The sequence below is a fragment of the Salinimicrobium marinum genome, assembly GCF_014651535.1.
Classification (GTDB): domain Bacteria; phylum Bacteroidota; class Bacteroidia; order Flavobacteriales; family Flavobacteriaceae; genus Salinimicrobium; species Salinimicrobium marinum.
In genome coordinates, this window is sequence record NZ_BMXB01000020.1 from 1 (window position 1) to 15652 (window position 15652).

Annotated in this window: 13 protein-coding genes; all 13 read right to left on the reverse strand. The window is 43.2% G+C overall.

Annotated elements, in window-relative coordinates:
• Nucleotides 1-2067, reverse strand: a 2067-nt coding sequence (locus IE056_RS16405) for a N,N-dimethylformamidase beta subunit family domain-containing protein (protein ID WP_229793794.1), incomplete at its 3' end; no start/stop codon positions are given.
• Between the two features lie 27 nt (nucleotides 2068-2094).
• Nucleotides 2095-3066 (reverse strand): UDP-glucuronic acid decarboxylase family protein, encoded by a 972-nt coding sequence (locus IE056_RS16410; RefSeq protein ID WP_189605951.1) that lies wholly within the window; start codon nucleotides 3064-3066, stop codon nucleotides 2095-2097.
• An 11-nt stretch (nucleotides 3067-3077) separates the two neighbouring features.
• Nucleotides 3078-3932, reverse strand: coding sequence for a glycosyltransferase family 2 protein (locus IE056_RS16415; RefSeq protein ID WP_189605954.1), 855 nt, complete (start codon nucleotides 3930-3932; stop codon nucleotides 3078-3080).
• Nucleotides 3933-3966: 34 nt separating this feature from the next.
• On the reverse strand, nucleotides 3967-4548 hold the full coding sequence (locus IE056_RS16420) for an LbetaH domain-containing protein (protein ID WP_189605956.1): 582 nt from the start codon (nucleotides 4546-4548) through the stop codon (nucleotides 3967-3969).
• A gap of 21 nt (nucleotides 4549-4569) precedes the next feature.
• Nucleotides 4570-5739, reverse strand: a complete 1170-nt coding sequence (locus tag IE056_RS16425; protein ID WP_189605958.1) for a glycosyltransferase — start codon at nucleotides 5737-5739, stop codon at nucleotides 4570-4572.
• Between the two features lie 258 nt (nucleotides 5740-5997).
• Nucleotides 5998-7224, reverse strand: a complete 1227-nt coding sequence (locus IE056_RS16430; protein ID WP_373297321.1) for a glycosyltransferase family 4 protein — start codon at nucleotides 7222-7224, stop codon at nucleotides 5998-6000.
• Nucleotides 7187-8563 carry a hypothetical protein gene (locus IE056_RS16435; RefSeq protein ID WP_189605962.1) on the reverse strand — a complete coding sequence of 459 codons (1377 nt, stop codon included), beginning with the start codon at nucleotides 8561-8563 and terminating at the stop codon, nucleotides 7187-7189. The genes IE056_RS16430 and IE056_RS16435 overlap by 38 nt, the downstream gene beginning before the upstream one ends.
• Before the next feature lie 7 nt (nucleotides 8564-8570).
• On the reverse strand, nucleotides 8571-9821 hold the full coding sequence (locus tag IE056_RS16440; RefSeq protein WP_189605963.1) for a glycosyltransferase family 4 protein: 1251 nt from the start codon (nucleotides 9819-9821) through the stop codon (nucleotides 8571-8573).
• A 22-nt stretch (nucleotides 9822-9843) separates the two neighbouring features.
• Nucleotides 9844-10878, reverse strand: coding sequence for a glycosyltransferase family 4 protein (locus tag IE056_RS16445; protein ID WP_229793795.1), 1035 nt, complete (start codon nucleotides 10876-10878; stop codon nucleotides 9844-9846).
• Nucleotides 10879-10889: 11 nt separating this feature from the next.
• Nucleotides 10890-11810: a glycosyltransferase family 2 protein gene (locus IE056_RS16450; protein ID WP_189605965.1), complete on the reverse strand. Its 921-nt coding sequence runs from the start codon at nucleotides 11808-11810 to the stop codon at nucleotides 10890-10892.
• A gap of 42 nt (nucleotides 11811-11852) precedes the next feature.
• Nucleotides 11853-12941: a hypothetical protein gene (locus IE056_RS16455; protein WP_189605967.1), complete on the reverse strand. Its 1089-nt coding sequence runs from the start codon at nucleotides 12939-12941 to the stop codon at nucleotides 11853-11855.
• Between the two features lie 43 nt (nucleotides 12942-12984).
• The gene (locus IE056_RS16460; RefSeq protein ID WP_189605969.1) at nucleotides 12985-13860 is read right to left on the reverse strand and encodes a glycosyltransferase family 8 protein; all 876 of its coding nucleotides are present in this window, start codon (nucleotides 13858-13860) and stop codon (nucleotides 12985-12987) included.
• 10 nt (nucleotides 13861-13870) lie between these two features.
• Complete coding sequence (locus IE056_RS16465) at nucleotides 13871-15640, reverse strand: glycosyltransferase family protein (RefSeq protein ID WP_189605971.1); 1770 nt, start codon at nucleotides 15638-15640, stop codon at nucleotides 13871-13873.
• Nucleotides 15641-15652: the final 12 nt, after the last annotated feature.

The following is a 15652-nucleotide window of genomic DNA, read 5'->3' on the forward strand; positions in this document are numbered from 1 at the left end:
CCCAGTATGGACGCCTGTATTTCCCGACTGCTTGTAAAAACGCACTCCAGTAATAAACCCGTTTTCTGAACTGCGGAATTTCATTCCCACTTGTAAGGGGGAACCATCGCTCCACAAAGGACCCGTGGGTGCCTCGCCGGACGTAAAAACATTACAAGGGCATTCACTCGGTCCCGATGGACCAACCGTCACTGTGACTGTGTCCTCTGCACCAATATTTCCTGAATCATCAAAAGACCTTGCCTTAATGTTCACTTCGCCTTCACTTACAGGTGTCCAGCTATAACTCCATGTACCTGAACCCGTTGCCGGAACCCAGGAAAAACCATCATCCAGGGAAATTTCCACACCGGCCACTGTATGCTCGTCTGTAGCCGTTCCATTCATAGTAAAGGCTCTTCCTACAGGAATAGCACTGTTCTCAGCAGGCAGCAGAATGGTGGTAACAGGCGGGGTCTCATCAGTAGACCCTGTAGTTGGTATAAGTTCAGGGCGAATACTTCCCGGTTGCACTCCCATATCTGCAAGGAGATTTAATGTAGCCTGCTGCATGTTCAGGCTGCTGGGAGACCCGCTTCGATCATGATTGCTGTCAAGCCCCCAGGACCATTGCACTGTTCCCGCCCCAAAAACAAGAGCTCCACTGGAATGACGATACAGGGAAACCTGGTGAATCTTGCCCTCTATTTCTGTACGCGAAAGAATGATCCTGCCTTTAGGGTAAAAAGATTGATATTCCACCTGCTCCGGATTCCACTCAAAACCTATTGTTCCGAAAGGCATAGTTACGCTCTCACCATCTTCAAGAGAAGCAATACTCGTATTCCTCCAAAAACGCAGGGCTTTGAAATCAGCCGGCACCTCAATAGCTGCCTGGGACCAATCCCAACTAATTTGTCCTGTTAATTCATTCTCTGGCCGACAACCGTCCAGGAGAATATCACCAGTCGTATATTCACAGCCACTGCGCCAGAGTCCTGTCCATTCAGGTGTAGGATCACATTTCCCTGCACAAATATATTCACCTTCCATCCCTTCTTTATAACAAACCAAAGTCCTATATGAACTTTCTGCTCCATCTATACTTTTTTCCCAGCGGGTTTTCCAATAAACTTCATTTCCACTAAAAAAAGCCAGGTGAATACCTGCATCACGAGCATCAGTCACATTTTTTCTATGAGTTGCAGACCAATACTCATCATGGCCAACAGAAAGAAAGACTTTATGATTCCTGATTAAATGGCCACGCCTGTCACTATCCACATTAGTAGTATAGCTTACGTCATAGCCATTTGCCTCAAGCCATCGAATCATCGGGTACTCTGCATTGAAGAGCCAGTCTTCATAAGCATCGCCGCCCCCGCCTCCATCTCTGGTGACAAAAGGCCTGTTGTAGCTTACTTTAAATGCTTTACCGCCGACACCGGTGTAAAGGCTTTTCCCATTGTTATTATCTCCATAAACATTATACGCCTGCCAGGTAGCATCAGAGGTTTGAAAAAAAAGATCAGCATTGCTCCCATCATCACGCACTATAAAAGTAATGTGACTCGATCCACCCGTGTCCTGACGGGTGAGCTTGGCAATGTAAATTCCTGAGACTGCATTGGCAGGAATCTGCCAATTTCCGGATTCTGCCCAATTCCCGCAATCCAGAAGACCTGTTTCGGATTCTGTTATGCATAGAGGCTGCGTCTGGGGGAGGTTTGCAGTAACGGCCCCATTCCCCTGGAATCTGGCTCCAAGCCCCTGATAATAACCCAAACGATAAATTCTGATACTGTATGCCGAAGCATTAGTTTTGATTTTAAATCTCGCGGTTTCTCCCCTATTATAGCTTATTTCTGTAGCATAGCCTTGAATGGACCTATCCCCTGCTCCGTCGATCTGCCATTCCGAGGCTGGATTTCCTGGTCTGGAATTTTCCAGTACCACGGGGTTTTGTCCCAACGTACTAAAGGTGCACAACAAGCTGAGCCAGATAGTACCCACACCTATAATTCTACTAAAAATACCTGTGAGTTTGTGAAACATTTGTTTTCCGGGGTTAAGAGCAGTCTTTTCCATTGAAAGAAGTATAGAGGGTTCAGAGAATTATAAATCCACAGTGGCTTCTTTAGCAACTTTTGCTGCCACGATGTTTTCAAAGTAGGCAATGGTTCTTTTAAGCCCATCTTTCCAGTTGACCTCCGGTTGCCAGTTATCCAAATGCTTCTTTGCCAGGGCTATATCTGGTCGTCGTTGTTTTGGATCATCCTGTGGCAAAGGCTTAAATATTAGTTTAGATGCCGATCCGGTGAATTCTAAAACAGCTTCTGCAAGTTCAATCATGGTAATCTCTGTAGGATTTCCCAGATTAACGGGCCCGGTAAAGGCAGCAGGGCTGTTCATCATACGCACCATTCCCTCCACCAGATCATCGACATACTGAAAGGATCTTGTCTGCATACCATCTCCATAAATGGTAATATCTCTGCCCTCCAGAGCCTGCATAATAAAGTTGGAAACCACCCGACCATCATTGGGGTTCATATTTGGCCCATAGGTATTGAAGATCCTAATGATCTTAATTTCCACCTGGTTTTGTTTGTAATAATCGAAGAATAATGTTTCTGCACATCGTTTTCCCTCGTCATAGCAGGATCTCGGACCTATGGGATTTACATGACCCCAGTAGTTTTCCGGCTGTGGGTGAACCTGCGGGTCTCCATAGACCTCACTTGTGCTGGCCTGCAGGATCCTGGCTTTTACTCTTTTAGCCAACCCCAGCATGTTCAGGGCACCCAGAACAGACGTTTTCAAAGTTTTGACAGGATTGTATTGGTAATGTACGGGAGACGCGGGACACGCCAGGTTATAAATTTGGTCCACTTCTATAAAATAAGGAGTGGTGACATCCTGTCTTACTAATTCAAAAAATGGATTTTCCAGCAGGTCAATGATATTCTGTTTATTACCTGTAAAGTAATTATCCAGGCAGATCACCTCATTTCCTTGTTCCAGCAGCCTCTTACATAGGTGTGAACCGATAAAACCTGCCCCTCCAGTTACTAATATTCTTTTCATGTTATTTTGTTTTAAGTATATACTTCTAGCTGCTTTTCTTTTTTCTTTTTCCCACCGGACTCTTGTCTTCTAAGCTCCCTCATTTTTATTATAATTAAGAACTCGTAGTAAGCGATATTGACGCAGTAAATAAGACCAGGAATTCCTTCCAGAAACCCAGCATTAAAAATGTAGGTGTATATAAAGCGCATCACAGGCCAACCGGGAACTCTACTCAACCATGATTTCAACGCAGGATTTCTTTGGCTGGAATCGTTGGAGAAGATGGCTTTAAAGGGAGGAGGATGGTATAGTCGATCCCGGGCTTCCAGGGTAGAATATTTATTGTGCCTGTTAATCCACTGACCCCATCCTTTTGAAAAACTGTAGTGTAAATAAGGTTCCTTTATATAAGCTGCCTTTCCAAATAAAGTGCCTTCCTTCTGCCCGTGTCCGAAATCTGTAAAATCTGCACACCCCTTTTTGAGAAGCCTGAACTGCCATTTAGGAAAATTATCACAGTATTTAAGCCATTTCTCTTCCAGCATCATTTTCCAGCAACAGTAATAACCTGCGATTCCATCAGTCGATGTTGCGATAGCTTCTTCCACTGCTTTTCTAAAGGTGGGGGTAGCGACTTCATCAGCATCCAGAAATAGAACCCAGTCATATTTAAGGTCGAGATGATCCAGAGCAAAATTACGCTGTTGCCCAAAGCTTTTAAAGGCATTATAAGAAACCTTTGCTCCATAAGACTTAGCCACTGAAACGGTATTGTCGCTACTCCCGGAATCCAGTACATGAACATCATCACACCATTTCAAGGATTGCATGCATCGCGGGAGATCCTGCTCTTCATTTTTTGTTAGAATTATTATTGACAGCATATTATTTGGTTATAATTAGACGAAACCGTTTGTTTTAGCTTCGCATAATTCTATTCTTAATAAAACAGGCGGGATTGCCTCCTACTATTGCCCAGGGTAATACCTTTCTAAAGACCGCAGCACGGGCACCAACCACTGCTCCTTCTCCAACTGTCACGCCAGGACCTATAAATGCATCTGCAGCAATCCATACCTGGTCCTCAATGGAAACTGGCTTCACAATGAGGGGAAAATTTGAAATGGTATAATCATGACTCGAGGCACAGATATAGCATTTTTGAGAGACAATAACATGAGAGCCAATCACCACCCTCCCCTGGTTATAACAATCTACTTTTGGACCAATAGTAGTGAAGGTTCCAACTTTCAAATTCCACGGAGCCCAAATCTTAACACTGGCATAAATGTTCGATTTCTTTCCTATCTCCGCACCAAAGAGCCTCAAAATAAAGGCTCTCCAACTATTAAAAAAGCTCAAATTAAAGGGTCTAAAAAGTATCCAGTATGCAAAGAACCAGATTACACGTGCTACCTTGTTCTTAAAACTGAAACTAAAATCGTAACGCTGGAGATCTACTTTGAGATTTCCGGCAAAGGGATTAGATGTAACTGCCATGGGTAAATATTTTAGTTAATGTTAAGCGCAAACAGCTAAGGAAGAGACCATTCTTTTTACTGAATTCTCTATATCGAAATTGTCGGAAAAAGCCTGGAAAGCCATTTGATTCAAAAGAATTCTTTTCTCCGGGGGTGTTGACACCCACTGGAAAAGCATATTGTAAATACCTTCCTCTGTATCGGGAACTACAATTGCGGCATTGGCTTTCTCAATTTCCCGCCAGATGTTTACACGATCGGTTATCAGAACAGGTTTTTTACAAGCTAATGCCTCAACCACAGCAATTCCGAAATTTTCCTGATGGCTTGGCAATACAAAAGCTTCACAATTATAGAAGGCGCCCCATTTTGCATCTCCCTGCAGCATGCCTGGAAAATGAATAGTAGAAGTGGAAGCCATTTTTTTAATTCTTTTCCCATATTCACTTTCCAACCCCGGTCCGGCGATTACCAGATCCGGCAAATCGAACTGTATGCTCAACCGGTTGTAGGCTTTTACAAGTAGATCTACTCCCTTTTTGATATTTATTCTACTGAGAAATAAAAGAAAAGGTCGGCCCTGAACTTGTGGGCACAGCCGGAAAAACGCTTCTCCATATTCACTTTTACTCGCAGGTGGTCGCTGAATTCCATAGCCAACATTAAGTTCGGACTTTGGATGATATACTTTAAATGTTTTCCGGGCGAGGAGCAACTCTTCCTCACAGGTAAAGAGGACTCCATCAACCCCGTTCACCACCTTTTCCTCGATAATATTCCAGAAGAACCAGTTCCTGATGGCCTTAAATCTTCTTCCTTTGGCTACCTGGAAATAGGGATCCAGCATGCCATGAGCCATTACAAAGATGCGGGGGACGCTCTGATTCTTTTTTTTCAACTTTCGCCAGGCCCAATAGGATCCGAAACTATTATGAAGCCACAATCCATGAATGATGACAATATCAAAACGTTGAAAATTTTCCAGCAACCAAGAGTGCAATCGCGCACAATAGGAGTAGGGTCCTATAGCCGGCCCCAATGCATGGATCATATAGGGTTCCTCTTTTAGATAAGGAGAACCTGAGATATCAAAAGAGACGACTTCATTAGATATTCCCAACGGTTGCATGGCTGCAATGTTATTTTTAACTCCCTGACATACTCCTCCCTGTGAAGGATCCATGGAAGCTACAATATTTAAGATTTTCATGTTTTCGATTGAGTTAGTGACGTGTGAAAAACCCGTATGGGATATCATATTTTTCAGTTTGCACACCGTGTCCCATCACAGTGAGAGGCTGTTCCACGGAGCTAACAATTGCCGGGAGCAGCTCGAAGTACAAACAGCCTTTTTCAAAGAAGAAGAGCTACTTCAAACACCCTCTCTCTGAATGTACACAAAGCTTTCTCTTTATCCCTTATTCCACATCAGTGTGAAAACGGCTGGTAAACATTCTTGGAAGCAGGTTTATTTCGCAGTGAAGACCTCTTTTTCATGTGGAGATACTGTGGTAAGTTCCCACTGTCGAAGAACCTTTTGATACGAATTTGCTATTGCCTCTAAAGCTGCTTCATTATTAAATCTTCTGGCATTTTTAAGACCATTAGCTACCATTGATGCTCTTTCTTCAACTGGTAAGGAGAGCACCTTGTGCAATATGCTGGCACATTCCTTCAGCCATGCAGTTTCAGCTGTTTTATCATATGGCGGAATATAGCTCGCCGCGTCTCCCCCTACTTCGGTCATAGGGGCCTTCTGAGTAGTTACAACAGGACATCCACTTGCCATTGCTTCTGCAATGGGCCAACCAAAACCCTCTTCAAGAGAAGGAAATAGCAAGACAGACGCTCCCTGATAACAGGTCCTGAGAAGGTCATCTCCTACTTGCATTGCAAAGAAAATATCCTGGGAAAACTCACATTGCTTCAGCAGAATTTCCATCTTGTGATCCGGTCCGGCTCCAACGAACAACAAGGGAAGTTTGTTTTTTGTTTGTGTTCTCCAGCGAGCATAAATCTTCACGATGCCTCCCCTGTTCTTGTAGAAATGATTTCCTCCTACATGAAGTATAAACCCATTCTGAAGTGGTAGTTTTAGCGCCGCAGATAACTTAAATCGAGCCTGGTCAGGGTCAGCAGTTTTAAAGTCCTGATTCAGTCCATTGTATATCACATTACAAATATCCGGAGGGGAGACAAGAAATGACATCAGGTCCTGCCGTGTATTTTCCGAGATACAAATAAAGTTTTTCCCCCTATTGAAGCCCCTTCTGATGAATTGCTGATAAATTTTTCCCGACCATTTCAACCGGTTTTCCTCAAATCCACCCTTGGCTGACTTCTGTGCCATAAAATCATGACAATGAATAACATGAGGACGATCTGAAACTAACGGCACCCAGGGTCCCAGAGCCTGATCTGAAAAAACAAATAAGGTTTCCTTGTCAAGCCTTCCAATCTTTAATCTCACCAGAATTGGAAAAAACAGGAATTGATCAATATAACCTATATACTTCTTCAGTAAACCGGGCCATTTCACTTTCGTTAGCACAGGAGGAGCTGTCCATATTTGTACCTGATGTCCCTTTGCCCGCATACCCCTAGCAATCATATGAGTGTATTTAGAAATACTCATTGATTCTGAGAATGTCGGATGATTAAACAGAATGATCTTCATAGGACGCCTTTTGTTCATTAAAGGATGCGATCACAAGGCCTCCGATAAATACCACAAATCCGAGGTTAGTGGGCTGAGACCATTGACCCTGCAGGATATTGGCGAATCCGAAGCTCATAAGCATCCACGGCAATATATTGTTCTTCTTTATGGTAACCCAGGATCGATGCAGCAGCCGGAATGATAGGATAATTCTTACTCCTACCAGGATAAGCCCTAAAATCAATCCCATTTCCCCTATAATTCGGCCCCATTCGTCCTCGGCTATCAAATAATCTCCTCTTTTATCACCCATTAAAAGTTCAGCTCCGCCACTGGTGCCCATTCCCAGGCCTGCTCCCCAAAATGTGAAGTTTTCATTAGTAATTGCCGTAATCATTCCCCCCAGAAGCCGGTCGACTAATACCCCTTCCATTCCTCCTTCTACTTCATTAGCAGCAGTAAATCGCTCTGTGAATGCGCTGGAAGCCGTCTGGAAAAACTCAAATTTCCCAATAACTGAAAAGAGCAAAAGAATAATAATAGCCAGGACTAAAAATTTCTTAATGAATCGTGGGTTCCTAAATGAAATGATGATTAAAAACAAAGCAGACAATACGATCTCAAAAAGAAGCATTCTACTTATACTCAGTGGAATGGCAGCCAAAAGAGCACAGCTGGATAGTACCAGGACAACCCTTGATACTTTTTCGTTTTCCCCAGCAGCCCAGAAATAGAAAATGAAAGCAGCAGCTAGACCATAAAAGAGGGATAATCCATTAGTAAAGGAAAAAGTCCCCGGCACCCTGTAAAATCCGGCTGCACCACTAAATCCGGAACCTGCCATATTTCCTCCAACCCCGCGATTAACCCAGGCGGACTGAGGGCTGTAAAACTGAATTGCCACCAGGATGGTCATGGCAATACAAATCCAAAGAAGTACCCGACCTAAAACCAGCACATCCTCCTTGTTCAGAATAGCTCCAATAACAAATATCAGGGGAAACTGAATCACTGTGATCCTAAGGCCATAGAGCGCTACAAGCACATTTCCATGTCCCAGAATAAGTGCTGTAGCAAAACTTAAGATTGTTGTAGCCCAGATTAGGAGCGTGTAAATTCCCGGTGTCCACAAGCCTTTTCTCACCGCGTAAAAAATTATCAAAATTGCCACCGGATCCCTTACCACCAGAAGAGGCGTAGCCAGACCGGGAAGTATCCATTTGCGCAAAGCTCCTTCCATAAGCAATAACCCGAAATACAGCCATATCATTTTTTTTACAATATGCCTCTCATGGGTTACCAGAGAAATGTCTGACGACCAGGCCTCTTTTGCCTGTGCATCCCTGGTTATTAAATGTGTAGCGTTGTGATCCATTACAGCATTATAAAGGAATCCGTTCTACTTCCTGCACAGCAGCTATTAGTTCCTTTTCATAAACTGACCAGGGTCTTTCGGCTGCAGTTTCCCGTGCACATTCTCCCGTACTTTCCAGAATGCCAGGTTTTAATAATATCTCTTCTATAGCTGCCTGCAGGGAGTTTGAAGAACCAGCTTCTGAGATCCAGCCGTTCTCTCCATGATTTATTATATCCGGACCGGCCGTACGATCTGTCGTTATCACTGGTGTTCCCTGTGACATAGCTTCTGTAATGACCAATCCAAACCCCTCAAATAAAGATGGAAAAAGAAGCAAATCGCTTGCCTTCATCAAATGCAGGATCTCCTGATGTGGCAAACTGGGATACCAGGTGTGATTCTGCAGTGCCTTGTTAAGAGCGGCACAATGGTTTACTACCTTGTATCCCACAATAGTTAATTCCACATGAGGAGCAAGGGCTGCCACTGCTTCAAAAAGTTCAGCTATTCCCTTGCGTTGTGATAATCCGCCCACAAATAGAAGCTTTAGCTTTCTTTTTCTTAACGGGCGGTAAGTTTTTCGTTCTCCCACAGGAGGAAAAGCATAGGGCACCACTGCCACAGGAGCCAGTTTACCCGGGAAGAACTTGAGGGTACTACGCGTGAAACTACTGGCAACTATAATTAAATCTGCGAGCATCACCTCCCTGTCTTTTCTCTGTAACTTCTCAAAAGAATCCTGAAGCCCAGTGAGTGTGGAAGACCATTGGGGTCTGCGTTCCCGTTCATTTTCCAGGTAGTACCGGGCTGCTCTCCAGTAGCCTATGGGCAAATCATAAATACAAGGAATACCATTTTCTTTGGCAATTTCAAAAGAAAATGCAGCACCGTCTTCATATGCATAAACAGCTTCCGTCTTCTTATTCCTACCATTTTTTAAAGAAGAAGCTACCCTCCGGTCCAGGTCCCTGTATACAGCATCTACGCAGAATGTTCCTATCTCATGTGCCACGAGTTTTTCCAATCCTGCTCTGGTGGCAATTAGCCTGCCGGCTTCTCTCCAGGGTGCCTGTCTGGTAATTGAACGCAGGGAGGTATCATACCGGCGGCGGCGAATTTCTGAGAACATACGAGTTCCTCCCAGTTGATCTAAAAAACTGCCTTCAAAACTTGCTATAGTGGTATGGAATCCATCCAGCATACCCTGTTTTTGAAAAGAATGGACAGCTGCTCTAACAAAGGAATTACCAGTAGGATGTGAAAGAATGAGTTTCATAGGTACGAATTATTTTTTATGGTCAGGCAGAAACTGCTCCAGTTAAGACACGGAGGTATTTTTCTGCAATTAGTTGGGAGCGATGTTCTTCAAGATGAGCCGGTGCAGCATTTCTACATCTGGCTTCAAGCACAGGATCTTCTAAGATTTTCAACAGGGTATCTACCAGGTCCTCCAGATCTCCCCTTCTGAAGAGAATCCCTCCCGGACCTACTGCCTCCGAGAGGCCGCCTCCCCGGGAGGCAATTGGCACACAACCACAGGCCATTCCTTCAAGAGCTACCATTCCGAAAGGTTCTTCCCACACCGAGGGAATCAATATATACCGATGTTCGTTGAGACAGATCACCAGTTCCTCACCACGCATAGCTCCCTTAAACTCTACAAGGTTCTCTAGCCCCAGCTCCTGCACAAGCCCCTCCAGGGCCTCTCTTTCAGGCCCGTTACCTATAATAGTAAGACAAGGAGGTATGTCACTTTTTCCTAATATCTTTCTATCTATCAAGCGGGCAACAGCCTTTATTGCCAAGTCTGCCCCTTTATCTGAAACAAGCCGCCCTAAAAAAACAAACTGCTTTTTCTTCTGGATATCCGGTAGCACTCTAAAAAGATCCTGTCTATAGGGATTTTTTATAACTTCAGATGACGGTGCTGTCTGTAGTTTCAAAGCATTACTGGCTGACACGGTTTTGCTGGATCTATGAAGCCTCCACATCTTGATCTTATCCTGAACCCCTATTTTTCCATTCTCCCGACGTATCCAGGTATTAATGGAAATAACAAAGGGTCGTTTGATAAAAAATCCCGGCCAGGCAAGTCTGAGACAAGGGTTGTTCTCCAAAATGATATCCGACCATAAATGTGCCTGAATGATTTTTGTCGGTCCTGGATTCCTTATCACCTCATAGGCAAAGCTGCGGACAGCAGGATCGGGTGTCCAGGTGAGGATCTTCACCTGATGTCCTCTTCCAACGAAGTGCTCGGCAAATAGTTCCGTATTAACTTCAATTCCACCTATGAAAGGAAAAAAATTATGAGAAAGTATTAGAATTTTCAAAATCAGTAAAATTAAAAGGTGCCGGAAAGAACAACCCCATCTTTAGAAGTTCTTCCTGCCAAATTCTGTGTGAGAAAATATTTGATGATCTCCTTACGGCTGTGTGCTTTATCTTTGACAACTTCCACATCCCGATAGTAAATCGTTCCCAATGTCCAGATCAGGAGGAATTCCAGCCCTAATCTGAAACAGATCATACCTGCTACCAGATACGGCCACCTGATCTTACCAAACTTGTTTAAGAGGTACCACCTATTCCTGTAAAACCTAATGACCCGCTGGCTCACCTTCTGCGGAGTACCACTGCCTTTATGAAAAGCTTTTAAAGGCATTACTCCAATTTTCCAGCCTCTCCTGGAGGCCCTCATACAAATATCATGGTCAAGTTCGAGCCAGTCGAAATTTTGGTCGAACAAGCCGATATCCTCCAGTACTTCCTTCCTCAAGACCATCGCGCAGGTGAAAACATTGATATGTTTAGGGTGTTTTACAAAATAATTGAGATACCATTGATAAAGTTGTTGCCCTAATAGCAGGCTTAATACCCCTGGCTCTGCCTCAAAAGAAGCCGATGCTGTCCCTGCCGCGTTGACGGTCTGAAAAGTAGCGATGCCCACCTCTGGATTAGTTCTGAAATATTCTTTAATTCCTTTTACATAATTCTCAAGAGGCCAGGCATCCGAATCCAAAAGAAGTATTAGGTCGGAATCCAGGTTTTTCAGACCTCTGTTCAGAGACCGGATGAGCCCAAGGTTTCTTTTATTTCGGATTAGCTTTATTTGAGCAGGAACAGCACCCGGTATTTCAGAAGAACAATCGTCTACCACCAGGAACTGGTCAAAAGGAACCTCTGCATATTCAAAGCACTTTCCAATACATTGGGAGGTCAATTCCCAGGTATTGTAATTAGTAACTAAAATTCCCAGTGTCATATAGTTTCATTTTAATATTGAATATTGGAACCTGCTGTAACGCTACACCAGAGCTTCACTGTGCTTCAAAAAAGTCCTCTGATTAGCCGTTTCAAGACGATCCAAAAACCTAAGGGCCACATTTCGTGTCGTATATTTCTGAATCCATTTATATTGATTTGACTGAATTTCTTCCAGCTGAGAGAGCGTGCAGGAAGAAATCTTTTTCAGAAGATCCTCCTGATCTCGATAAGGGATACAGTTACTCTGGTCGAGGCCATAGGGTGCACATAAAGAATTTTTCTGATCCAGATCTTTAAAACAAAGAATGGCTCCCTTGGCTGCATATTCATAATGTCTCAAACAGTCCCAGCCTTCCCTTTTAGTAGTGACTCCAAACCTGGATCTTCTGATGTCATTAAAATAATCTTCCTGTTTTTCATAACGTGGTTTCCATTTCCCTACTTCTGCCACTTCCAGATCTTTAAAAAGCTCATTTAAGTCTGTGTCAATATTATAATTGACAAATTCCTGCTTCTTTTCTATGAAAGGAATAACCTCAATGTGCTCTTCAGGAATGGACATAGAAATACCATAGTGTTTGGCCGGAACCTTTAAAATTTTTGAAGCAATCCTGTGTATTCCCGGGAATTTGTTCTTAGTGATCCCGTACAATTCTGCTGTACTGGCGTGTTCCCTTTTAAAGAAATGAACCTTTCTAAAGTTATAGAAATAAGACCATGGTCTTACCTTGAGGTTAAAGGTATTATGAAAATACGGAAACATGGAGGCAGAATCATAACCGTCTATAATGCACAACCCTGTTCTTTTTGCAGGACCCAGGCTCTTGTAGATATAATGGAAGAGATCACACTGTTCAAAAATATCTGTAAAGAGGATGTAATCGTATTTTTCTATATCTGATAGCCAGTACGTTCTCTTTCCGCGTATTTTATCATCGTCAGGTAACATCCTGTACAGCGTATTTCCACGGCTGCCGGTTTTTTGAAGGTCCTCATCGGAGGCATCCCTGTACATATAATCCATTCGGGGAATATCCACCACCTCGACCTCACGAATAGATCGCAATCCGTGGAGAAGACCATCTATTAGATAATTAGGCACACTGGAGTTTAGAAAAAGTATTTTCATTGCTACTTCTTTGTTTAAAAGAATTGAAAGACTGGATTGAAGATTAATGCTTCTTTAGGCGTAAAACAATCAGGAATAAAGCTGCGGTTTTTCTTATGATATTAGTCAAACTCCGATCTTGCGGAGAATAATTCCTGAACGGGGTTTCCTTGATGAACTTCCTGTATAGATGCTTGTGAGGATGCCTTAACTGATAATGCCAGGGCTTAAAAGTCTGGTTAAAATGAATGATAGCCGGGTTGTCTATATCAGCAAGTACTTCAGTATCCTGGATCTCTTTTTTCCTGTAAATAAAATCTACCATAAGATTCCATCTTACTGGTAATTCTATCCAATCCTTTAAAAGTACCGCATTGAGGGCATCCTGATCCCAGAACCTGATTTTATCTGGATTAGAGGAAATGAAATCCAGCACCTTTGCCGATATACCTTCTTTTCGCCATTTCTCAAGGTTCATCAGCATCACTCCAGAATTGAACGTTCGGGTATTGCCTAATCCCATTTCTATATTCCGTTTGTTGTCAAACTCAGGGACGGCCGCAATAGCATTATCGGTCAGTTCAGTACTCCAAAGAGGAAGAAGATCGCCATTAATTAAAATATCACAATCCAGGTAAAGCACTCGGGTAACCTCGGAAGGCAGGGCGTCCGGAATTGAAATCCTGTAATAGTTGGCAAGGCTTGCATGCTGCGAGATCATAAAATCCGTATAAAGTGATTCATTAATCTCTATAACCTCCAGGAAAAGTTGGTGCTCCTTACCAAACTGAGCTAGTAATTCTTTTGAGCTACTGCTTAATCCGCCATTAATCACATAAATTTTAAGCCCTTCGGGATTCTTCTGGTGATGGACAAGAGAGACTACAGAAACCAGCAAGTGCTGTACAAAATGCTCGTCTGAACAATATACTATTACCATGGTTTAAAATTTAATGGTTGAAAAACTTGCGTAGCTTTTCCGCTTTAAGCCCTTTTCCAAGGCGGACTGCATAATCTTCTATGGAGACTGATGGAAGTCCTTTCCGTCTGTTCGGAATTTTTAAAATTTCAAAAAGATCATTTAACAGGGTAATTCCTTTTAACCAGATGTTAGAATGTAACACCAGGATCCATTTTTTCAGCCTCTTTACCACCGAAGGATCTTCTTCCTTTGTATACCATGCATGAAGCCTGGAATCATACTCAGACTGGTTACAATTTAGGAGCATGAGATGCAAATCGCCGTACCAGGACACCTCGTGGGGCGCTACCTGATGAATACTTTTCCTGATTTTTTCTTTCCCCGGATCAACCTTTAATTCTTCGCTGTAATGAAGAACATCAATCACCTCATGCACCTTTTTCAGGACGGGATGAACAAGCTTCGAAAACTGTTCTTTTCTTATAAAAGCTTGGGATAATTGTCCATTACACAAAAGCGCTACTAAGTAATAAGCCCATTCTACGGGATCAGGTTCGTGGGCGCCATAGGAACCCAGATTCGCCTGGATAGGATTTAAAATAGTCTCCAGAGCTTTCCGCGGCTCCCCCTTTTTCAGAAAGCAGCGGGTGAGATTGAGTTTTGCTTCGCTCATCCAGGGAATCATGTGCTCGCATTCCTTATATCTTGCAATAGCCTCATCGTAATTTCCTTCTTGAAACGACAAATTTCCCTGACGAAGGCACTCCAGGTGTATTCCTATACCACTGATGTGAAGTGTTTTTTCCCGTGACAGCCTCTGTACTACCTTTAATGCACCAAAGGGGCCTTCCTGGATTATTCTCTGATCAGATCGAAGTTCCTTTTGAAGAACAAACCACTGATAGATCTGGTCCCGCTGTTTCATTGTATGATGACGGTGGACCATTTCATATCCATTTTCAATAAGAGCTACCAATTTTTCCTTGTCGGAAAAGAGGAAATCCATCTTATCCAGGACATTGTTTTCATCTGCAAAAACACAGTTAACCATATCTTCAAACCCTGCGGCCTCCAGCACAGGGGATCGTTCCGTGATCAGGCAACTCCTAGATCCTGGAATCTCCAGGTGCTTCCGTACCATTTCCCGGGCTACTGTACCGCAGGCAGGCACGAACCAGCTGGCATTTATGGTTCTCGCATACTCTTCCCCAAAGATCATAACCGGGGAATGACTTTCATATCCCTTGTGTGGAAAAATCAGCGTAGGGTAACAACTCGCAATTATCGGATTCATCTTTTCTCTCCATGGATAAAGAGCGTTCACATAACCACTGAACATCACAGGAATGACCTTTGTTTGATGATAATCCCTGCATATCTCTGAATCTATAAAATTGGGCCATGTAAAAAAATTCTCTGCCAATCCCGGGGTGTGCTCAGCAGTGGTAGTAGAAATCGAAAAAAAGGTGTCTATTCCCCAATTATCCATATCTGAAATAAACCCGGAGCGACAGTCGCACCAGCCGTCTCCATTGTGCAGACCGAGCTTTGGCACCTGAGGATGACAATGTGTATTTTTTATTTTAATTTTTCTTGCAATCTGGGTCTTATAGCCACTCTCAAACAGAGCTATGTCTGGCTGAAAGTTGTCACACACCTCCCTGTAATCACAGTCGGTGTTTATAACCAGTACCTCAAAGAACTGAGACAGACATCTTTGGTGAAGTTGCATATGCACTTGCAAAAACTGCGGCAGTCCCCGGTGATCCCATTGGAAAAAAATTAATTTTGGTTTCATGTTAAATATCAA